The 18,144-nt window shown below is 63.3% G+C and carries 21 protein-coding genes; 8 read left to right on the forward strand and 13 right to left on the reverse strand.

The features are described 5' to 3' along the window. Nucleotides 1–12 precede the first annotated feature (12 nt). On the forward strand, nucleotides 13–384 hold the full coding sequence (locus tag V9K93_RS11685) for a MerC domain-containing protein (protein ID WP_046984490.1): 372 nt from the start codon (nucleotides 13–15) through the stop codon (nucleotides 382–384). Between the two features lie 28 nt (nucleotides 385–412). Here V9K93_RS11685 and V9K93_RS11690 read toward each other — a convergent pair whose 3' ends face one another. Next, complete coding sequence (locus V9K93_RS11690) at nucleotides 413–697, reverse strand: metal/formaldehyde-sensitive transcriptional repressor (RefSeq protein WP_136639946.1); 285 nt, start codon at nucleotides 695–697, stop codon at nucleotides 413–415. A gap of 48 nt (nucleotides 698–745) precedes the next feature. On the opposite strand from V9K93_RS11690, the gene dmeF reads away from it, so the two are divergent. Further along, complete coding sequence (gene dmeF / locus V9K93_RS11695; protein WP_046984488.1) at nucleotides 746–1,720, forward strand: CDF family Co(II)/Ni(II) efflux transporter DmeF; 975 nt, start codon at nucleotides 746–748, stop codon at nucleotides 1,718–1,720. An 88-nt stretch (nucleotides 1,721–1,808) separates the two neighbouring features. On the opposite strand, the gene V9K93_RS11700 is transcribed toward dmeF, so the two are convergent. After that, entirely contained in the window at nucleotides 1,809–2,084 is a 276-nt protein-coding gene (locus tag V9K93_RS11700) for a hypothetical protein (protein WP_046984487.1), read from the reverse strand. Nucleotides 2,085–2,174: 90 nt separating this feature from the next. Between V9K93_RS11700 and V9K93_RS11705 the strand changes: the two genes are divergently transcribed. The 3 genes from V9K93_RS11705 (at nucleotide 2,175) to V9K93_RS11715 (ending at nucleotide 4,662) form a co-directional block, all read left to right on the forward strand. Next, nucleotides 2,175–2,591 (forward strand): hypothetical protein, encoded by a 417-nt coding sequence (locus V9K93_RS11705; RefSeq protein WP_337302581.1) that lies wholly within the window; start codon nucleotides 2,175–2,177, stop codon nucleotides 2,589–2,591. Between the two features lie 111 nt (nucleotides 2,592–2,702). Continuing rightward, nucleotides 2,703–3,365, forward strand: coding sequence for a hypothetical protein (locus V9K93_RS11710; protein WP_337302582.1), 663 nt, complete (start codon nucleotides 2,703–2,705; stop codon nucleotides 3,363–3,365). Nucleotides 3,366–3,819: 454 nt separating this feature from the next. Beyond that, a complete protein-coding gene (locus tag V9K93_RS11715) occupies nucleotides 3,820–4,662 on the forward strand; it encodes a class I SAM-dependent methyltransferase (RefSeq protein ID WP_337302583.1) in 843 nt (280 codons plus the stop codon). 3 nt (nucleotides 4,663–4,665) lie between these two features. Here the strand turns inward: V9K93_RS11715 and V9K93_RS11720 are convergent, their stop codons facing one another. Together V9K93_RS11720 and V9K93_RS11725 are read right to left on the reverse strand one after the other, a co-directional pair. Next, nucleotides 4,666–5,634 (reverse strand): polysaccharide deacetylase family protein, encoded by a 969-nt coding sequence (locus tag V9K93_RS11720; protein ID WP_337302584.1) that lies wholly within the window; start codon nucleotides 5,632–5,634, stop codon nucleotides 4,666–4,668. Between the two features lie 70 nt (nucleotides 5,635–5,704). After that, complete coding sequence (locus V9K93_RS11725; RefSeq protein WP_337302585.1) at nucleotides 5,705–6,364, reverse strand: hypothetical protein; 660 nt, start codon at nucleotides 6,362–6,364, stop codon at nucleotides 5,705–5,707. A gap of 133 nt (nucleotides 6,365–6,497) precedes the next feature. Here V9K93_RS11725 and V9K93_RS11730 point away from each other — a divergent pair, with 133 nt between their 5' ends. Further along, nucleotides 6,498–7,178, forward strand: coding sequence for a hypothetical protein (locus V9K93_RS11730; RefSeq protein WP_337302586.1), 681 nt, complete (start codon nucleotides 6,498–6,500; stop codon nucleotides 7,176–7,178). 91 nt (nucleotides 7,179–7,269) lie between these two features. Here the strand turns inward: V9K93_RS11730 and V9K93_RS11735 are convergent, their stop codons facing one another. Then, complete coding sequence (locus tag V9K93_RS11735) at nucleotides 7,270–7,443, reverse strand: hypothetical protein (protein WP_004139657.1); 174 nt, start codon at nucleotides 7,441–7,443, stop codon at nucleotides 7,270–7,272. A 9-nt stretch (nucleotides 7,444–7,452) separates the two neighbouring features. Then, nucleotides 7,453–8,265 (reverse strand): alpha/beta fold hydrolase, encoded by an 813-nt coding sequence (locus tag V9K93_RS11740; RefSeq protein WP_337302587.1) that lies wholly within the window; start codon nucleotides 8,263–8,265, stop codon nucleotides 7,453–7,455. Between the two features lie 222 nt (nucleotides 8,266–8,487). Between V9K93_RS11740 and V9K93_RS11745 the strand changes: the two genes are divergently transcribed. Next, the gene (locus tag V9K93_RS11745) at nucleotides 8,488–8,970 is read left to right on the forward strand and encodes a nuclear transport factor 2 family protein (RefSeq protein WP_337302588.1); all 483 of its coding nucleotides are present in this window, start codon (nucleotides 8,488–8,490) and stop codon (nucleotides 8,968–8,970) included. Between the two features lie 40 nt (nucleotides 8,971–9,010). Here V9K93_RS11745 and V9K93_RS11750 read toward each other — a convergent pair whose 3' ends face one another. The 4 genes from V9K93_RS11750 to V9K93_RS11765 form a co-directional block, all read right to left on the reverse strand. Beyond that, nucleotides 9,011–10,030: a helix-turn-helix transcriptional regulator gene (locus V9K93_RS11750; RefSeq protein WP_337302589.1), complete on the reverse strand. Its 1,020-nt coding sequence runs from the start codon at nucleotides 10,028–10,030 to the stop codon at nucleotides 9,011–9,013. A gap of 70 nt (nucleotides 10,031–10,100) precedes the next feature. Next, the gene (locus tag V9K93_RS11755; protein WP_337302590.1) at nucleotides 10,101–11,126 is read right to left on the reverse strand and encodes a hypothetical protein; all 1,026 of its coding nucleotides are present in this window, start codon (nucleotides 11,124–11,126) and stop codon (nucleotides 10,101–10,103) included. Between the two features lie 12 nt (nucleotides 11,127–11,138). Next, a complete protein-coding gene (locus tag V9K93_RS11760) occupies nucleotides 11,139–11,693 on the reverse strand; it encodes a tellurite resistance TerB family protein (RefSeq protein ID WP_033833675.1) in 555 nt (184 codons plus the stop codon). Between the two features lie 86 nt (nucleotides 11,694–11,779). After that, nucleotides 11,780–13,324, reverse strand: coding sequence for a hypothetical protein (locus V9K93_RS11765; protein ID WP_337302591.1), 1,545 nt, complete (start codon nucleotides 13,322–13,324; stop codon nucleotides 11,780–11,782). A gap of 515 nt (nucleotides 13,325–13,839) precedes the next feature. On the opposite strand from V9K93_RS11765, the gene V9K93_RS11770 reads away from it, so the two are divergent. After that, nucleotides 13,840–14,931: a hypothetical protein gene (locus tag V9K93_RS11770; protein WP_337302592.1), complete on the forward strand. Its 1,092-nt coding sequence runs from the start codon at nucleotides 13,840–13,842 to the stop codon at nucleotides 14,929–14,931. Nucleotides 14,932–14,986: 55 nt separating this feature from the next. On the opposite strand, the gene V9K93_RS11775 is transcribed toward V9K93_RS11770, so the two are convergent. From V9K93_RS11775 to V9K93_RS11785, 3 genes are all read right to left on the reverse strand, one after another. Next, complete coding sequence (locus tag V9K93_RS11775; RefSeq protein WP_337302593.1) at nucleotides 14,987–16,132, reverse strand: YncE family protein; 1,146 nt, start codon at nucleotides 16,130–16,132, stop codon at nucleotides 14,987–14,989. A gap of 165 nt (nucleotides 16,133–16,297) precedes the next feature. Further along, nucleotides 16,298–17,224, reverse strand: a complete 927-nt coding sequence (locus tag V9K93_RS11780; RefSeq protein WP_337302594.1) for an XVIPCD domain-containing protein — start codon at nucleotides 17,222–17,224, stop codon at nucleotides 16,298–16,300. Between the two features lie 196 nt (nucleotides 17,225–17,420). Then, entirely contained in the window at nucleotides 17,421–18,101 is a 681-nt protein-coding gene (locus tag V9K93_RS11785; protein ID WP_136639552.1) for a helix-turn-helix domain-containing protein, read from the reverse strand. Between the last annotated feature and the right edge of the window lie 43 nt (nucleotides 18,102–18,144).

The following is an 18,144-nucleotide window of genomic DNA, read 5'->3' on the forward strand; positions in this document are numbered from 1 at the left end:
GAACCTCCCCCGATGAAGTCGCCTTCTGCCGCCCTGCTTGATGCCGGCGCGGTCGCCCTGTCCAGCCTGTGCCTGCTGCATTGCCTGGCGCTGCCCCTGCTTGCCGCCGCGCTGCCGCTGTTCGGCACCTGGGCCGAAGCGGAATGGGTGCACCTGCTGTTCGTGGCCATCGCCCTGCCGCTGACCGGCTACGCGCTGTGGCGGGCCGAGCGCCGTCACCCGCTGCCGGTACTGGCCTGGGCCACCGCCGGCGTGGGTCTAGGCCTGCTGCTGGCCGGCGCGCTCGCGCTGCCAACGCATGCCTGGGAAACGCCGATGACCGTCACCGGCAGCCTGCTGCTGGCCGCAACGCATATCTGGAACGCGCGGCACCGGCACGGGTAGTGCCGGCCGCTGGCCGGCACTACCCCTGCTATTTGCCGTAGCGGCGCAGCAGTTCCACCAGCACTTCGGCCTCGTCCGCCCGCTTCTGCGGGTCGTCGGCACCCACTACGTGTTCCTGCAGGTGCTCGTGCAGCAGCTCCATCAGCAGGCTGTGGGCTGCACCGCGCACGGCGGCGACCTGCACCAGCACGTCCGCGCAGTCACCCGCTTCCCCCTCGGGGGTGTCCAGCGCCTGCTCCAACGCCGCCACCTGACCCGCGATACGGCGTACCCGTGTCAGCAGCTGCTTTCGATTCTTGTGTACATGGGCCATGGCGGGATCATATACCCTATGGGGGTATCCACTCCAGCTCCCACCGCCATGCAATTGGACGCCCTCGCCGCCGCCCGCCGCCACGAACACCGCTTCGACGATGGCAACCCGCTGGCCGAACGCAATACCCGCCGCGCCCTGTGGCTCACCGTCGCCATGATGCTGGTGGAGATCGTCGGCGGCTGGTGGTTCAACTCCATGGCCGTGCTCGCCGACGGCTGGCACATGAGTTCGCACGCGCTGGCGCTGGGCCTCTCGGTGTTCGCCTACCGCTGTGCGCGGCGCTACGCACACGATCCGCGCTTCGCCTTCGGCACCTGGAAGATCGAGATCCTGGCCGGCTACACCAGCGCCATCGCCCTGCTTGGCGTCGCCGCATTGATGGCCGTGCAATCGCTGGAACGGCTGTGGGTGCCCGCCCCCATCCACTACAACGAAGCCATCGCCATCGCTGCGGTGGGCCTGGGCGTGAACCTGCTCTGCGCATGGTGGCTGCACGACAGCCCGGGCCACGCGCATCATCACCACGGGCATGACCATGGCCATCATCACGGGCATGACCACGAACACCACGATCACGGCCATGCACACGGTCACGACCTCAACCTGCGCTCGGCCTACGTGCACGTGCTGGCCGACGCCGCCACCTCGGTACTGGCCATCGTCGCCCTGCTCGGCGGCAAGCTGCTCGGCCTGACCTGGCTGGACCCGGTGATGGGCCTGGTCGGCGCCGTGCTGGTTACTGTCTGGGCGATCGGCCTGCTGCGTGACAGTGGTCGTATCCTGCTCGACGCGCAGATGGATGCACCGGTGGTGGCCGAAGTCCGCCAAGTGATCGAACAGGGTCCGTGGCCGGCACGTCTGGCGGACCTGCACGTCTGGCAAGTGGGTCGCGGCAAGTACGCGGTCAGCGCCAGCGTGGTCACCAGCGACGTCAGTCTGGATGCCGATACCGTGCGCAACGCGCTGGCGATTCATGAGGAGCTGGTGCACGTGACGGTGGAGATTCACCGCAGCGCATGATCCACGCCGGGTAGTGCCGGTCGCTGGCCGGCAACCTCATGAACGACGGATGCACCCTGTTGGTGCCGGCCAGCGGCCGGCACTACCGCTAGAGCTTCAACATCATCCGCAGCAGGTACATCAGCAGCGGCAGCGCGCTCAGCACCGCGCCGGCAATGCCGATCCACGGCCAGCGCTCACCGCGCACGCGCGAAGCTACTGCCAAGCCACCGCCCACCAGTGCCGCGCCCAGCACGCCCACGCCCAGCCCCGCCGCCAGGCTGTTGTCTCCCGCCGCCTGCGCCGCCAGCGTGCCCGCGCCCCAGCCCACCACGATCCCCAGCCAACTGGCCACGCCGCACCACGGTGCCTTGCCCTGCGCCATCCGAAAACCCCTTTGCGCTTGCCGAATTTCTGTACGGACCGTGCCCGCGTGCTGCCTACACTAGCCGCACCTGCCCCGTCGGGACATCCCATGCGCACGCTCCGCCTGCTGCTGCCCGGTGCACTCCTGCTGCTCACCGCCTGTAGCGGTGACGCCGGGCTTCCCTTCTCCGCAGACCCGCTGCAGGGCTGCTTCGCCACCAGCGCGCGCAAACCGGCCGACTTCCGCATCGAGAAGGAAGGCAGCCAGTACTTCGTCTCCTTCAGCCGCGGCGACCAGTGGCAGCGCGAGCCGAATGCCCTGCACAAGGCCACCCGCAGTGAAATCAGCCGCTACTTCCGCGACGACGCCGAACAGATCGACAGCGCCTTGATCCGCATGGCCGGCGGCTTCGGCATCTTCCACTTCAACAAGGGCGCGATGTTGAAGGGCAAGGCCGGCGACAGTGACTACATGGCCTTGATGCTGATCGGGGCCGGGCCGGTGTATGCGGTGAAGTGCCAATAGCGACAGTCAAAATTAAGAAATTTTTGAAATCCGAAGATCTGCCTGATGCGCCCCAAAATGCAATGGGGCAAGTAATGAAGATGGACCCTCACCCAGATCTGAGAGGCTCAAATGAAACTGCAGATAGCGATTCTCACGTTCATTGTCTCTGCATCCGTTCAGGCAAGAGACGGAACTCCAGCTGATGGACAAATCGCTGACGAAGCGAAGACCCCATCAAGAATCGTCCGCAGCGCGGAATGGCCTGACTTCATTGGGGGAACGATCAGTGTGGAGCAGTCCCTCACCCGCAACTCGAAGGGACAATATGTATACCGCTACGACGATCAAACGGAAGCCACGAAGCAGTATCACGAGGCTTCCTGCGCGGATATCGGGATGAACCCCGCCAAGGGCGAGTCCATCACAGTGGGGCCTGGGAGCGCCGCGTGGCATTGCTCAAGCATCGAGTCGAACAGTGCTAGCGACGCAAAGAGTACTGACTATGTAATCGCCTATGCACCCAATGGTCAGGAATCAGCTGGCCAGAACTTCATTTCCTATGGAACCGTAAGATTCAACAGCTCAGTCAGCGGGAACATCCAGGGTAGCGCGCAAATAGACAACGGGAGGTGCCATACCTTCTATAACGAGTATTACCCACCAAACACAGTGGGTAGCCATACCGCAAGAGTACTCTGCTTCGCTCATGTTCCACAGACAATGAATACGTTGATGGAAGGCTGTGTACCGCGCGCCGGTGCAAGCAATCGCGGCTCCATCAGAGCCAATTGACATCCAAACTCCTTGACGAAGCAGTGAGGGTGACGAAGTCGCCCTCCTTGCTCAGGCTCATGATCCGACCCCAATGATCGCCGCCATCTTTCAATCCCTGACTTTCCTATCAGGATCGTGCCTTCCAGACCAACTGAGTGCCGACTACAGTCTGTCCGGGACGCCTATCGTCATCCGTAGCACATCGGCCCCTGACAGTTCTGGAAACATGATATGCATCCAGCAACTTCTCATCAGAAATGAAGAAGGAATACTGACCTATCACTACGCTCTTCAACCCTCAGCGGCACGAGACTTCCACGAAGAATTCTGCGCCGCCATGGGCATGACGCCCTCATTGGGTACTGCATCTCTACCAAGTCCCTCATCCGGTTGGGCCTGTACTACGGAATCTCAGTAACCCTGCCAAGCCCTGCGGTACCATGCCCTCCCCCGAACCGCCCCGGTACCCGCCGTGCCCCATTACACCGGCCCCCTGCTGACCCGCGACAGCGCTGACACCCTGCGCCGTGCCCATGACAAGGGCGCTGCCGACTGGCAGGGATCGCTCGACCTGGGCCGGAGCCAGGACACCGTGGCCCTGAACACCGACGGCTTCCACTTCCGTGGCCAGGCCTACCCGTGGCCGGGCAAGCTGAAGGACCGCACGCTGTACTACTGGGACGGCGAGGACTTCGCGCCGATCTCGCGCTACAGCGGTTCGCTGATCAAGCTGGTGCCGACCGAATGGGGCGCACCGACCTTCGAGATCGACGGTATCAAGATGCTGCCCACCTCGAAGCTGTCACCGTTCGAGGACGCGCGCCGCAAGGTCGAGCTGGTCGCCCCGGCCGGCAAGATCATCCTCGATACCTGCGGTGGCCTGGGCTACTTCGCCGCCTGTGCGCTGGAGGCCGGTGTCGGCCAGATCCGCTCGTTCGAGAAGAATGCCGACGTGATGTGGCTGCGCACGCTCAACCCGTGGTCCCCGGATCCGGATTCGGCTGCCGCCGGTGGCCGCCTGCAGTTCAGCCATGGCGATGTCTCGCAGCAGATCGAACAGGTGGCCAGCAGCAGCGTCGACGCGATACTGCACGACCCGCCGCGCTTCGGCATCGCCGGCGAACTGTACTCGCAGGTGTTCTACGACCACCTCGCCCGTGTCATCCGCAAGGGCGGGCGCCTGTTCCACTACACCGGCGCGCCGAACAAGCTGACCAGCGGCCGCGACGTGCCGCGTGAAGTAGCCAAGCGCCTGGAAAAGGCCGGCTTCAAGGCCGAACTGGCGCTTGACGGCGTGCTTGCCGTCAAGCGCTGAGCTTCATTCCGAGTCAACCTTCGCCAGCTTCATCACCCACTTCGGCACTTCCGGTTCACCGGCGTAGAAGTCTTTCGGCTTCTTCTCGGCCATCGCCCAGCGGTGCAGCCAGCTCGGGCCATAGCGACCGCTGTAGCCCTCGGCGCCACGCGCGTAAGCAGGATCGCGCATCGCGTCCTCCAGCGAGATGAAGCGGTACCCGCGGCGCTTGGTCGCCGCCACCAGTTCGGCGAACGTGGCTGCATTGAGCTCGTTCGCGTGCATCAGCCACACCTGCGGCAGCGCATAGCCCAGCAGCGCCTGCGACTGCTTCTCGTAGTAGTCCAACTTGTTCAGCATGTAGGGCACATAGCCCTTGCGCAGCTGCGCAAGCGTCGCCTCGCGCGACGGGGAATCGGGCTGCTCGTTCATCACGTTGGCATAGGCAAACGCCCACACCCACTCACCGTTGTCGACCGTCACCGGCGCCACGCGGTAGCCGTGCGCCTTGAAGAACACATCCATCTCCGCGCGTTCTTCCGGCGTGCGCCCGGCACGCAGATAGGGATGGCGCATCCATTGCGGTTTCAGGCCGCGCTCGGCCAGCAACGGCCGCAGCACCGTTTCACCACGCAGGAAGTCCTGCTGGAACGCTGGCACGCCCTTGGCATTCAGATCCATGTGCGAGTACGTGTGGTTGCCCAGCGCGTAGCCGGCGTCCAGCCAGTCGCGCAGCATCTGCACCCGCGCCGGCTGCACCTGCCCGTCGATCTCGAGCTTGTTCTCGTTGACGAAGCCGACCACCGGCACGCCCGCCTGGCGGAGCTGCGCCATCAGCGCTTCATGCCGCGACTGCAGGTCCGGCGGAATGATCTCGTCCACCCGCGCCCAGGGCAGGTCGTCGATGGTCACCGCGATCCGGCGATCCACTTCGGCGGCGTGCACCGCCAACGAACACAACAGCAATGGCACAGCACGCAGCAACCAACGCATCAGCACATCCTTGCAGGAGCGAAGTGCTGACTTTAGCGCGATTGCGGGCGCGTGGTTGGTCACACACCCGCTATGGGCTGGGCGACGGCACCTGACGTTCGCGCACGATCGCCCGCCACAGCATGAATCCCGCAGCCATCGCCATCAGCATCAACGCGACCAGCACCAGGGCAAGGTCATCAGGGTTGCGCAGCAGCGGCGCATGCTCATGGGTGAGGATCTCGAACACCACCTGCTGCGCCTGCGCCAGCGGCAACCTGCCCTGCTCACCCAGCTCAACCATGCACGCCGCAGGAGACAGCGTCGCCACGCTGGTCCATGCCGTGTCGTACAGACGCAGCGCCCAACTGGCCAACGCCAGTATCACGCCATGCAGTGCCATCATTCCCCAGTTGGCCAGGCGCAGTCTCCCCGGCAGGCGCCCGAGCCGATAGAGACTGATCGACATCGCACCCAGCATGGCCAGGGTCACGCCGGCCAGCGGAATCCAATGCAGCGGCTGCCAAGGCTCAAGCGCCAGCGAACGGGCCATCAACTGCTCCGCCACCTGCATGCGTGCCACCGGATCCGGGCCGCCGCAGGTTTCATCAACCGGCTCCAGCAGCAGATCCACGCGGTAATGGAAGAAGCCGGCTGTCAGCGCCATCGACAGCAGCGCCACCACCTGCAGCACCATCAGGATCGGGCCGGGACCACAGATACGACAGAAGCGGATAGCAGCAGAGACCATCGGTTCATCCGTGACAACAAAGGACCATCCTAACCAAGCGCCCTGTGCTTGTCGGCTGGCGGATACGACAACCGCCGCGCGGTCCCGGTAGGATGTGGACGAGCATGGACGGTCGTCTGTAGAGGTGTTGTGGATGGTCACGCTGTATCTGTGGGTGCGAACGCTGCTTCCGCTGTTGGCGTTCGTGATCGCGTGGATGCTGCTGTCGCGCCTGATCAAGGCCCGCGCAGCGCGCCTTCCACGGGTTCCTTTGAACCTGCCCGAGCACAGCAGCAGCCCGCGCCGGAAGGACCGGCGCATCTACGCGCGCAAGCTGCGGCGCAAACCGGGCCTGCGCACCGCAACTCGCCCGGCCACCGCGCCGCGCAGCTGGAACCTCGCGGCAGTGCTCGTTTCGCTCTCCGCATTAATCGCCGCCGTGCTCGTCATGCCGGATGGTGCGCGCTTCCAGGTCATGGTCGAGAGCATCACCGGCTACACAGCCACGATTGCTGAAGTACATGTTCCCGCTGCCGGGCAGGCGCATGTGCTGCAGGCCTGGCAGCCAGCGCTGGCGCAGCTGTCGCGGTCGGTAACGATGCGCTACCCGATCGGACGCACCGGCGGCGAGCATGACGCGCACGCTACGCTGCCGGTACAGGTGAGGCATCAGGGTGATCGGCTGCAGGTGGCTACGGCCGTGCCGGTGGATGCCGAATGGCTGCGTGCTGAGCTTGCGCGCTTGGCTGGGGTACCGGTTGAGGCAATCACCGTCCGTCAGGGCAAGATCTCACCCTGGTGGGAACCCGGCTGGATGCCGCTGGCCGACCTGTAGAGCCGAGCCCACGCTCGGCTGCTGTTGCAGTAGATCCACGCCATGCGTGGATGGATGCAGAGCGGAGCCGAGCATGGCTCGGCACTACAGATCAGGATCCCCGCGGCAGCTTCGCCGCCCACATGTTGTCCACGAGATTCGGATAGCGCCGCCCGTTCTCTTCCGCACGCTGCCGCGCCGCCTCCTTCTGGGCGGCCGACAGCGGTTGCGATGTCTGGCCCTTGGGGTTGGGCTTCTTCCACGGCGGTGTCTTCGGTTCGCGCATCGCGGCAGCTTACCGTTTCAGGAAGTTCAGCAGTGCCAGATTGAAGTGATCAGCATGGCTGGTGTTGCAGCCGTGCGGCGCACCTTCCAGGATCACCACTTCGCTGCCCGGAATGGCTCGGTGTGTGCGCTCTCCAGAACCTTCAAACGGCACGATGGCATCGCTGTCACCGTGCAGGATCAAGGTTGGTAACGCGATCTTCTTCAAGTCTTCGCGGAAGTCGGTGGTAGCAAACGCCTTCATGCACCCCAGCGCTGCGTTCTGGTCGGACTGATGGCACAGCGCGATCGCCGCCTGACGCGTCTCTTCGGTCACCATCAACTGGCCATTGGCACTGAAGAAATCGCGGGTAAAGCCATCGAAGAACGCCTCGCGATCCTTCTCCAGACCGCTGCGCATTTCATCGGCCTTTTCCTGGGTGAGCGGCCCTTCCGGATTGTCGTCACTGCGCAGCAGATACGGCGGCACCGCAGCAGCAAACACCACGCTGTGCAGGCGATCCTGCCCGTGATTGGCCACATAGCGCGCCACCTCACCGCCGCCCATCGAGAAACCGACCAGGGTGACGTCGCGCAGGTCACGCTCCTCGATCAACCCGGCCAGGTCCGCCGCCAGCGTGTCGTAGTCGTAGCCCTCGGCCGGCTTGTCGGAGCGGCCGAAGCCGCGGCGGTCGAAGCTGATCACCCGATACTGGGCATCGCGCAGGATCGACACCTGCGTCTTCCAGGCATCGGCGGACAGCGGCCAGCCGTGGATCAGGATGACCGGGCGACCGTCGCCACCGGTGTCTTCAACGTGCAGGCGGATGCGGGAAGCAGGCATGGGAGCTCCTGTGGAAGGGGAGGCTTTCAGGCTATTGGCCGCCGCCTATCGCGACCGTGATGGAATCGTCGGTCGCCATGACATCGCCTGCACAGGCGACGCCGCCTCGGCCGGGCCGCCAATGCGGGCATTCGCTCCGCGGAAAGCCCGTTTCGTCGCAGACCGGCTGCAACGGGCCAAAGGCCATGCGAGCCTGCCTGAACCATCCTTGGAGCTTCCGCCATGCTGCTGCTCACCCTGCCCTTGCTGGCCGCCGGCCTCGTCGCCACAGCGCCGTCCACCGATGACCTGCGCGAACAGATCCGCCAGGCGGATACACAGTTGTTCGCAGTGGCGTTCGAGGCCTGCGACGCCGACCGGGCCGCCGCGATGACGACCGAAGACATGGAGTTCTTCCATGACAAGGACGGCAAGTCGGCCAGCAGCCGCGAGGACTTCCGCCGCAGCGTGGCCAACATGTGCAGCAATGCGCGCAAGGGCGGCTGGAGCCTGCGCCGTGAACTGGTGGAACCTTCGTTGCACGTGTTCCCGCTGCACGACGAACGGGCGCTGGAGATCGGCGACCACCGCTTCCATGAACGCGGCAAGGACGGCGTGGAGCGCTGGGTAGGCCAGGCCCGCTTCATCCAGGTCTGGCGCCGCGTGGATGGGCGTTGGCTGGCCGAGCGGGTGATCAGCTACGACCATCGGCCGGCAACGGAATGAACCCGTCGGCGAGTGTTCACTCGCCCTGAGCAGAACCCTTTCAGCCCAGGGCCTCTTCCAGATCGCGGAGGTAGTAGCTTGCTGCCTGGGCCAACTCCGCGCCGATGGCTTCGCACAGGTGCGATGGGGACTCGACCCGCACGTTGCTCCCGAAGCCCATCAGCCACCAACGCAAGGTCTGGTCGTCCTCCACCGTAGCGCGCAGCCGGATCCATCCATCACCCAGATCACTGATCGTCTGATCGACCGACAGGGGCGTCTCCCTGAGATGCTCCGCAGCCGTCGCCCGGAAGCGCGCCTCCAGTACGATGCGTCCTTGCCCCTGGAACGCGGTGGCGGTGGTCCTCGCATAGCGCTGGAAGTCGAAGTCCGGCAGGCTCCTTGCCTCTAATTCAAGCACCCGGGTTCCACTCAGGCGATGCAACGCCAGGTGGCGGATGTCCGTATAGTCCCGCAGCATGCAGACAAGGTACTGCGCAGAACCGCGCATCAGCAGCCCCAGAGGATGCATGATCATCTCCTTCGGCTCGTCCTTGCCTTTTCTGCGGTACCAGCCTGACAGGCAGCGCCGGGACGCCAATGCCCTGTGGACATCCACCTGTACGGCCGTTTCCACCTCGGGGGCAAGCAGATTCGGGCCCATGGGCAGGATCGCGGTCCTGCTGGCCCACTCCCCCCAGCCCGACGTCGAGACTTCCGCCCGCGCCATGTCGAACACGGGCATCAGCTCATTCATGGCCGTTGCCGGGAGCAGCTGACGCAGATGTGCATGCGAAAGCAGCAGCGCAACGCTCTGGGAAATCGACAGCCTGGGCGTGAAGGCGAAGTTCGCTTCCCTGGACCAACTCCAGCCAAAGGGCTTTTCACTGTCGTCGGCAATGAGCTGGAACCGCGTGGACAGGTTCTGCAGGTCCCGTTCAATGGTGCGGCTGCTGGTCCTGAAGCCCAGCGGCTCTAGATTCTCCAGTATCTGCCTGACAGATATCCTGCGCGGAGCGCGCGGGATCATGCGCAGCATCTCCCACTGCCGCATCAACGTGTCGTTCGAACGGATCTTCATATCAATCTTCCCTTCCAGAGCCGACAGGCAACAAGAGCCCCACCAGAACGGCGTGGGGCTCTGCCCATCGTCAAGCCGCCTTGGCGGGCTCCTCGCCCTTAATCACCGCCATCGCCGCATCCACATCGGCCACGGTCTTCTCGGTCGAAAGCACCAGCGCTCCTGCGTCATCCAGGATCGGCGTATCGATCATCACCTTGATCAGCTGGGCAATCTTCACGGCACGGAAAACCCGCTCCCGCGCCTGCTGGGGGAAACTACTGAAATCGCAGCCGTGCTCCCGGATGACATCACGGATATCGGCTACACCACGACGCAGCGACATGCACAGCTTGGAGAACGTCCTGTTGGCGAGCGTTGTAACGGCCTCGACCGCTGCCAACTGTTCGGCGGCCAACACGGCCTCGTCGTAATGGGTTCGAGCAACCTCTTTGTTACGGCGGGCATCGGCCAGCGCAGCTTCAGCCTTGCTGCCCACCACGTAGCCAAAGATCGCCAACGCCGGACCGGCAACCAGGCCACCCAGCACCAGGGTGCCGCCAGCCATTCCGAATCCGCCCGCCGCCAACGAACCGCCGCCCAGCCACGCCAGCGTTGCGTTGGTTGCTGCAACACCGCTGAGGGTCGAAATGGCAGTGCCGGTGCTGGCACTGGCCAGCAGCATCGTCCCGTTGTACGCACCAAATGCCAGCGCGGCGCCACTTCCCAGCCCGGCGCCCAGGCCCAGGCCCGAGTCCATCAGCAAATGGTAGTCCCGCTTCAGGCCTTCCAGCGACGCCGTGGTGAAATCGCCCTGCACCAGCTTGTCCAGTTCGGGTGAGCCGATGCCCTCAACGTTCTTGAGCTGGCCAAACGCATCGATGAAGTCCGCGATCCCTCCATTGAAAGCACGCAGCTTGCGTGCGCCATAGTCCTCAAGCACCGTGTTGGTGCGCTTGCGCTGCGTCTCCAGCAACGACGAGCCCTTCTCGATCAGCCCTTTGGCATCGGCGTTGGCGATGCCGGCATCCTTGTGATCGACCACGGCCTTGCCGCCCTTGTAGATGCCATACAGCGCGCTGGCCGCCATCGCGGCCCCGACTACGATTGGAATCATGGGTAACTCCCTTTACTCAAGAATGATGGCAACGGTACGGCTGGCCTCGCGGTTGATGCTTTCCGCGCGCTCAAGCAGGTCGTTGTAGATGTAGTCGTCAATACCGAAGATATCGGCCAGGCGACGCAGCTGTGCTTCCTCGACACTCGACACTTCACCGTCGGCCAGTGCAAGCAGCATCAACTCATACAGCATCACCTTCGGTACGGCCGGCTGCGCGGCTTCGACCATGGCCTTGTCGATCAGCGAGTCGAGCACCTCGCACGCCACCCGCGCCCGCTCCACCGGGTCGCTCTGGCGCACCAGCGGCATCGTCTGCAGGCGCGTCAACAGTTCCTTCGTCACCCCGTCGGACCGATAAACCTTGCCGCACTCACGGGAAAAGCTGTCGAAGATCGCACGTTCGTGTTCGGATTCATCCAGCGAAACCTTGCTCAGGTTGGTATCGCCAGTCACTTCTTCGTGGGTCTTTCCGTCCCACAGCATCGGGTTGTCACTCACGCTCAGCAGGCGCGCAACCTTCAGGAAGGTTGCCTGCTCGGTGTCTGGAAGCAGATAAAGGAACATCGTATCTCCAAGGTCCTGGGATCACACACGGAAGCCGGTGTGGCCAACCTGCCCGGAAGGCCACGACCAGAAATGGGTTCGATTGATCAAAGCCGAAGTGGCTCGTCACCCGTCATGAACAGATCAAATTCCTGCAGCGAAGCAAACTGCAGGCGGCTGCCCAGCAGAAGGGCAAAGCGGTTGATTGCAGCCGCAAAGCCATCGGCGTCAATCTCTGACTGGGTGGTATCGAGTGCACACAGCAACTGGGCGGTCTCGTCATTCAGCACTGGAAGCTCGGCCGCAATGAACTGCGCCAGCGCCAGGCGCTGCGTCAGAATTTCTTCACGGGCAGCTTCATTGAGCTCGATTGCCAAGGCCAGCCTCTCGGCAGCCAGATCGGCACTCCTGGCCGCCTCCAACGTTTCCCGATAGAAGATCGATGAAAGCGTGCAGCCAATCATCCCGCCGATGGCGGCGCCAACCACCGGGACCGGAATTGCGATCTGGCCCAATGCCGCCATCATGGCCGAAGCCATCATGCCGGAGCCCTTCTCACCGATCTCATCCAGGAACTGGACGCCGTCGATCTCACCCTTGGCGTAACGACGTATGCAGCTGGTCATGGTCACGCAGACGTCGACCACCATGGCCGGCGCGGCGGTACGGGAAAGGACCTGCAGGCTCTGTCGGCCTGACTGCTGCATCACTGCGGTCAATGCGGCCCCGGACGCAGCCGTTGCGTAGCCCATGCTGGCAGAGACGGCACCATCCACCAGGACTGCGCGGCCCGCATCAATCATCCCCCTGCGCTCGGTTGCCACCGCGTAGGCATTGGTCGCCATGCTGATCGCCGCGCCAACCATGAACGCGCCGCGCGCGCCTTCAACACCTGCCCTGTGGCTGGTATGCGCGATATCGCGCACCGTCGCCATCCGCGGATGGGTGCGATAGAACTTCGCATCGTCACTGGTCAGCCCCGTATCCAGAAGGTTGCCGGCCAGCTGCTCATAGTTGTCTGCCTTCGCACGAAGATGCAGTGCTACCTCAGGCTTGCCCCTCGCGTCGACCACGTCCGCCTGGCGGCGCAGATCTGCTGCCTGCGCCCGGCAATATGCCTCGGCATCGATGTACTGCTCCGAGGGCAGCTCCAACTTCAGCCCACGATAGCGCGAGAACTCTCCATCGGGCGCAGCGATCTTCTCAAGGAGCCGGTCACGATTGCCCACGAACTTCATCTGGGACTGGCTGCCTTCAATGATCTGGCCATCCAAAACCCTTACCCGGTCAACGCGATCATCGTTCCGCCGGTACTGGGGATGGTCATCACTGCGCACCGTGCGAACGGGTGACCCACTGATGATGGCCTCGGCATTGTCACGACTGGTCGCTGCGACCTCAGCCGCATAGCCGGCCTGCTGGGCAATGCTGTTTTCGGGGCGTACCGGATCAAGCTTGTACCTGGAGATCTTCTCCAGGCCATGGGTAAATGTCTGACCGGTCAGGGCGTCTCTTCCGGTATACCCCTTGATGTATTCGGCATTTGCATTGCCATAGCGCTGGACAGTCTCCAGCGTTGACATCGTCGTCGCTGCGTCCAGGATCTGCCTGCCCGAAGTTTCGCGGGCATTGTCATCTGCATTGGGTTCCATTGCGTTTTCCTCCGTGACGCAAAGCATCCAGCTGTGGGCCAATACCCGGGCATGCTTCGCCCGCAGGTTTGGCTGGGAGATCCATCTTCGGCGTACATAGCGACAAACCGTGTCGTAACGCCTGATCCCCCGGATCATCGACAGCACTTCCGAAAACTTTAGGCCTATTACGAACTTTTCGCGGCCGATTGCGACGACACATCGCACTGCGACACAGATTGTCGGAGGGATCCGCATATTCCTCTCCGGGAGGCCACATCGGTGCTGGGCCTCCCTTCCTTCCATTACCTGACGAGGAACGCCATGTTCAGAATCATCGGTGCCACCGTGGTGTACGGGCTCGCGCTGTATGGCCTGGGGTGCTGGGTACGCGACAGCAACGAAGTACGTGACACGAGGTAGACCTTTACTCCCGTCGAAATCCGGACGACCTCAGCGGTCGACAGCAGGCAATCCCCTCATCGGACAGTGAGGGAACACAGATCAGGATGATGGAACCCTCAAAAGAGAGATTGATGAACAAGCGTCATTCCGAGCTCGTGACCTTCATTGACAATGTCGTCGCAGAACTTCGCCCGGTGCTGGCCTGGATCGAGCGCCATACGGTACTCATTGCGTCGATTGCAGTACTTCTGCCCAGCGCAGGCATCCTCTACTACGCAGTCAGGGAGCAGCTGCCTATCAGCCTGCTTTCGTCCGATGCCGTTTCCGCACTCCCCATGATGCTTGCGGTGACCGGGCTTCGCATCCTTGCCCTGGCCGTCATGTTCCTTTCCCCCATCGTGCTGTCACCCAATCGGTTCTCGTACATCCCAGGCCAGGGTATCAAGCTGCTGCCGGACGATCCGGCGAGCCGGAACAGGACGCTCTGGCGCTGGAGCCTTGCGCTTATAACGCCAGGCGTACTGCATTTCAGCGGAATCTATGTCGCGTCCTTCTACACCGAAATTTCAGATGCAGCACTGTGGTTCAGCACAATTGGCTGCCTGCTGATCTTCGTTTTCTTTTCCCGCTGGGCGAAACCCGATGACAGGAAGCAGAAATGGCTTTCCTTGGACAGCTACTTCCTGCTGGGCATGGGGCTCATGCAGCTGCTGTCCATCAACACGATCATGCAGCTCATGCTCGGCCTGGTCTCCAGGGAAAGCGATCTGGTGATTGGCGCGTGCCTGCTCACGGCCGCAGTAGCATTGGGCATATTCCAGTCCATCGTCATCAGAGTGGTCGATGAGCTGAGTGGACGATACGGTGTCGGTGTACTTGCACTCTCGTTCGCCTCGATCATGGTCACTGTGGCCATGCTCTTCCCACCGACCGGTGCATACCTGGCATCGCAGGTTGTCAATCCGCCAAGCGGTAAATCCGGGGGCTGCATGACGCTGGATCTGCGATCGCGTGACAGCGCATCGCGCAGGCTCCTGATCGGTGATGGTACCGCTACCCATCCGATCAACGTTGTCTACTCGACCAGTTCCGTGCTGCTTGTACGCTTGAAGGATGACGACAGCAGGACCATCCATCGCATCCCCATGGACCAGGTTACCGAGTTCAATCCGTGCCCGCGGGAAGCAGACACGAAGAAGTCACCCGCTGCACAAGGCACTTGATACCTGATCCGGGCAGGGCCGCCCGTGCCAGACGCACGGGCGGCCCCGTAGCCGGTTACAGCTGAATCCGCGCCACGCTCTCGTCGGCGCCCTTGTCATCCTTCTCGCCGTTCTTGATGCTCACGAACAACACGTTGTTCTTCGCATCCAGCGCCAGGCTGTTCGGGTGGGTCGGCACCGTGTAGGTCGCCACCTTCTGGTAGCTGTCGCTGTTGTAGGCCGTCACCGTACCGGCTTCGCGATTGGTCACGTACAGGCGCTTGCGCGGTGCATCCAGCAGGATGCCCAGCGGGCCGGCATCGGTCGGGATGCTGGCCAGTTCCTTGCCGGTGCTGCGGTCCAGCACCAGTACGCGCTGGCCCGGATGCTTGCTGACCAGGCCGCTGCTCTTGGCCTGGTAGCCGCGCAGGAATTCCGAGCCCTGGTCGGTCACGAACAGGCGCTTGCCGGCCGGGTCCAGCGCGATGTTCATCGGCTGCTCGGCGGCGATCTTGTGCTGCGCCACCACTTTGTTCGAATCGGTGCCCACCACCACCAGATCGGCCAGCAGGTTGCTGGTGTAGACGCGCTTGTTGGCCGCATCCAGCGCCAGGCCCGGCGCCTTGGCATTGCCCAGGCCGTCGATGGTGTTGATCACCTTCAGCGTGTTGGTATCGATCACGAACAGCACGCTGCTCACGTCCGGCTGGCTGCTGTGGCCGGTCACGTACAGGCGGTTGGCGGCGCTGTCGACCACCAGCTCGCGCAGGTCGTGGGTGTAGGCGGCCTTGCCGTCCTTGCCGGTCTTCTTCTCCATCAACTGGATGGTGCCGACAGCCTTGTTCTGCGCGGTGTCGACCACGGTCACCGACAGGTCCACGGTGTTGCCCACGTACAGGCGGTTGTGGGCGTCATCCAGCACCACGCCGAACGCCTTGCGCTCCAGCGGGATGCGGGTTTCCACGGCCAGCGTGGTCGGGTTCAGGCGCAGCACCTGGGCCGGGCCGGCGTCATCGCCGAAACCGCCGGACGAGGCCACGAACACGGCGTTCTGCTTCGGGCTGTAGGCCAGTTCGTACAGGCCCTTGGCCACGGCCTGGCGCTGCACAGAGGCGGTGGCACTGGCGGCGGGTGCGTTGTCGGCGAACGCGGAGGGCGCGCCGAGGCTGAGCGAAACGGCAACGGCCAAGGCGGCCGAGCGGAAGAGAGGATTACGGAACATGCGAGCGTCCTTGAATGGGCACGGGAGGGTGTCCTGGCTCGCTGGGCCGTTCTACGACGGCCCGACCTGCATCTGTCTGCGCGGGGTGGGCTGGCTGGGTAGCGGGGGAATGGTAGCAGGTGGGGGGCGTGGCGTGCGTCTGAGCGCGTATGGCAAGCGCGCGGATTACTGCTCCTTCAACCGCAGCGAATCGGCCACATCGGTCTTGGCTGCCACTTCAGTGGCGATGCTGGCGCGGCGGTGCCCCGGGTCGTTGCGATCGCCCTGCACGATGAAGATGCTCTCGGCGGCATGGCTGCTTTTTGTCGGCTGGCTGAGCAGCACGTGGTCCACCCGCGAGAGATTGTTCTGCTTGGCCAGCACCAGCAGGCTGGCGCTGATGCGCTGGCTGGCGGCATCGAACGGGCGGCCATGCGCGGCGTCCAGCTCGGCCACTTTCTGGATCAGCTGCGCGAACAGGCGATGGTCCGGATGCGAGGGGTCCAGCAGCGTGCCGGCCACTTCAATCGGCGTCGGCGGCGGCTCATCGCTGGCACGATCGCCCTGACGATGATGCTCGGCCTCGCGCTCGGGCATCGCATGATGGGTTTCAGCATTCAGATCGCTGCCCGGGAACGGTGCGGCAATGCACTGGATTTCCGGCAGGTTGAACAGCACCGCGAACTCGCCAAGATTGCTGCCGCCATCCAGCGGCGCCGGCAGCGGATGCAGACCAGCGTAATGCAACGCCGCCCAGACGAAATCGCTGCAGCGGTTGATGGTGGCCGGGCGATCCACATCGAATTCGAACTCGGCCGGTTCCTCAGCGAAGTCACGCAGACAGCCGTAATGCTCCTCGGTGATTTCCAGGGTGCGGCTGTAGTACGGGTCCAGATGCTCGTCGGCATCGTCGTGGCGCACCTGCGCGTACTGCACGCCGGTGGGAGCTTCGCCCGGTGCGTAGCGCGGTGGTGCGAAGCCGTAGCTGTGGGTCTCGTCGTCTGCCGCCACCTGCAGGTACATATGGCCGCGCGGCGAGATGCCCCCGCTCTTCAGTGGGGTGCCGGGGGCGGCCAGGTACAGCGTTGCGGTGTAGCGTGTTGCCTGCTCCATGCCTGTTCAGCCTTGATGGGTGCTGCGGTCCTGGCTGGATGATGGCATAGGTGGGATGGGGGGCAGGTGGAGAGGCCCAAGCTGCGGGATCGGCTTGCTGAATGTGTGAACCAGACGGCAATCCCGCGAGAGCGGGTACTGCAACCGGTGATCGTTGCGCCGGTGACGTGATTGCACGCCACCCAGCGCGGAACGGTCACTTTCGCGAGTGGGCGAACGTCTCCATGCGGATGTTCAGAAGATCGTTGGCAAAGCCACGAACCATCAGGGCTTCGAGATCATCGATCATCCCCGGGTCCACGTCGTACGCACTGAAGTACCCAGCCAAGTCGAACAGCTCGAGACTGACCCGTTTCGGCTGGCGAAGCTTTTCGTAGCCTGGCTTGAACTCCCGATTCCGATCAGGATGGCTAACCAGCGAGATGGACTGTACATCGCGCCGTCGATTGAAGGCCAGGTTAATTTCCTTCCAGAGCGATTGCTCACGAGCCTTTCCGACGTACAAGGCCTGGCCACGGGAATCATAGAAGATGTAGATGCCACAGCTATTTTCAAGCTCGGCCTTCACTCCCTGCGCATACTTGCTCGCGCCCGAACCACCGTTGAAAACCTGCCAACTCTTCTCTTGCTTGGTCAGGCACCGGTCAATCGTATAGAACTCTACAATTGGCTGGATCGCCCTGAACTGCGACTCATCCACGGCCGCTTCCCGCGACTTCGCCAACGCGGAAGCCACCTGATTGGCACTAAGGTCCTCGTCGCGATTCTTCCAGTTGATCAGCGTTCCCACTGATACCCCCAGAGCAGCGGCCAGCTCACCCTGCGAGGTGGTTCCCAACTTCCGGGTCAACGATTCGATCAGATCTGTTGCTTTCATTGCGGATCCATCTGCATTCACAATTCATCGAAAGCTCATCGAT

It is taken from the genome of Stenotrophomonas sp. CCNWLW162, from assembly GCF_037203745.1.
GTDB lineage: Bacteria > Pseudomonadota > Gammaproteobacteria > Xanthomonadales > Xanthomonadaceae > Stenotrophomonas > Stenotrophomonas maltophilia_AQ.

Bases quoted from the DNA above. Each gene is read 5' to 3' on its own strand.
- V9K93_RS11690 (WP_136639946.1), bottom strand. From the start codon at position 697: ATGGCCCATGTACACAAGAATCGAAAGCAGCTGCTGACACGGGTACGC.
- dmeF (WP_046984488.1), top strand. From the start codon at position 746: ATGCAATTGGACGCCCTCGCCGCCGCCCGCCGCCACGAACACCGCTTC.
- V9K93_RS11730 (WP_337302586.1), top strand. From the start codon at position 6,498: ATGGTCACGCTGTATCTGTGGGTGCGAACGCTGCTTCCGCTGTTGGCG.
- V9K93_RS11765 (WP_337302591.1), bottom strand. From the start codon at position 13,324: ATGGAACCCAATGCAGATGACAATGCCCGCGAAACTTCGGGCAGGCAG.
- V9K93_RS11775 (WP_337302593.1), bottom strand. From the start codon at position 16,132: ATGTTCCGTAATCCTCTCTTCCGCTCGGCCGCCTTGGCCGTTGCCGTT.
- V9K93_RS11725 (WP_337302585.1), bottom strand. From the start codon at position 6,364: ATGGTCTCTGCTGCTATCCGCTTCTGTCGTATCTGTGGTCCCGGCCCG.
- V9K93_RS11780 (WP_337302594.1), bottom strand. From the start codon at position 17,224: ATGGAGCAGGCAACACGCTACACCGCAACGCTGTACCTGGCCGCCCCC.
- V9K93_RS11760 (WP_033833675.1), bottom strand. From the start codon at position 11,693: ATGTTCCTTTATCTGCTTCCAGACACCGAGCAGGCAACCTTCCTGAAG.
- V9K93_RS11745 (WP_337302588.1), top strand. From the start codon at position 8,488: ATGCTGCTGCTCACCCTGCCCTTGCTGGCCGCCGGCCTCGTCGCCACA.
- V9K93_RS11710 (WP_337302582.1), top strand. From the start codon at position 2,703: ATGAAACTGCAGATAGCGATTCTCACGTTCATTGTCTCTGCATCCGTT.
- V9K93_RS11735 (WP_004139657.1), bottom strand. From the start codon at position 7,443: ATGCGCGAACCGAAGACACCGCCGTGGAAGAAGCCCAACCCCAAGGGC.
- V9K93_RS11685 (WP_046984490.1), top strand. From the start codon at position 13: ATGAAGTCGCCTTCTGCCGCCCTGCTTGATGCCGGCGCGGTCGCCCTG.
- V9K93_RS11720 (WP_337302584.1), bottom strand. From the start codon at position 5,634: ATGCGTTGGTTGCTGCGTGCTGTGCCATTGCTGTTGTGTTCGTTGGCG.
- V9K93_RS11705 (WP_337302581.1), top strand. From the start codon at position 2,175: ATGCGCACGCTCCGCCTGCTGCTGCCCGGTGCACTCCTGCTGCTCACC.
- V9K93_RS11785 (WP_136639552.1), bottom strand. From the start codon at position 18,101: ATGAAAGCAACAGATCTGATCGAATCGTTGACCCGGAAGTTGGGAACC.
- V9K93_RS11740 (WP_337302587.1), bottom strand. From the start codon at position 8,265: ATGCCTGCTTCCCGCATCCGCCTGCACGTTGAAGACACCGGTGGCGAC.
- V9K93_RS11750 (WP_337302589.1), bottom strand. From the start codon at position 10,030: ATGAAGATCCGTTCGAACGACACGTTGATGCGGCAGTGGGAGATGCTG.
- V9K93_RS11770 (WP_337302592.1), top strand. From the start codon at position 13,840: ATGAACAAGCGTCATTCCGAGCTCGTGACCTTCATTGACAATGTCGTC.
- V9K93_RS11700 (WP_046984487.1), bottom strand. From the start codon at position 2,084: ATGGCGCAGGGCAAGGCACCGTGGTGCGGCGTGGCCAGTTGGCTGGGG.
- V9K93_RS11755 (WP_337302590.1), bottom strand. From the start codon at position 11,126: ATGATTCCAATCGTAGTCGGGGCCGCGATGGCGGCCAGCGCGCTGTAT.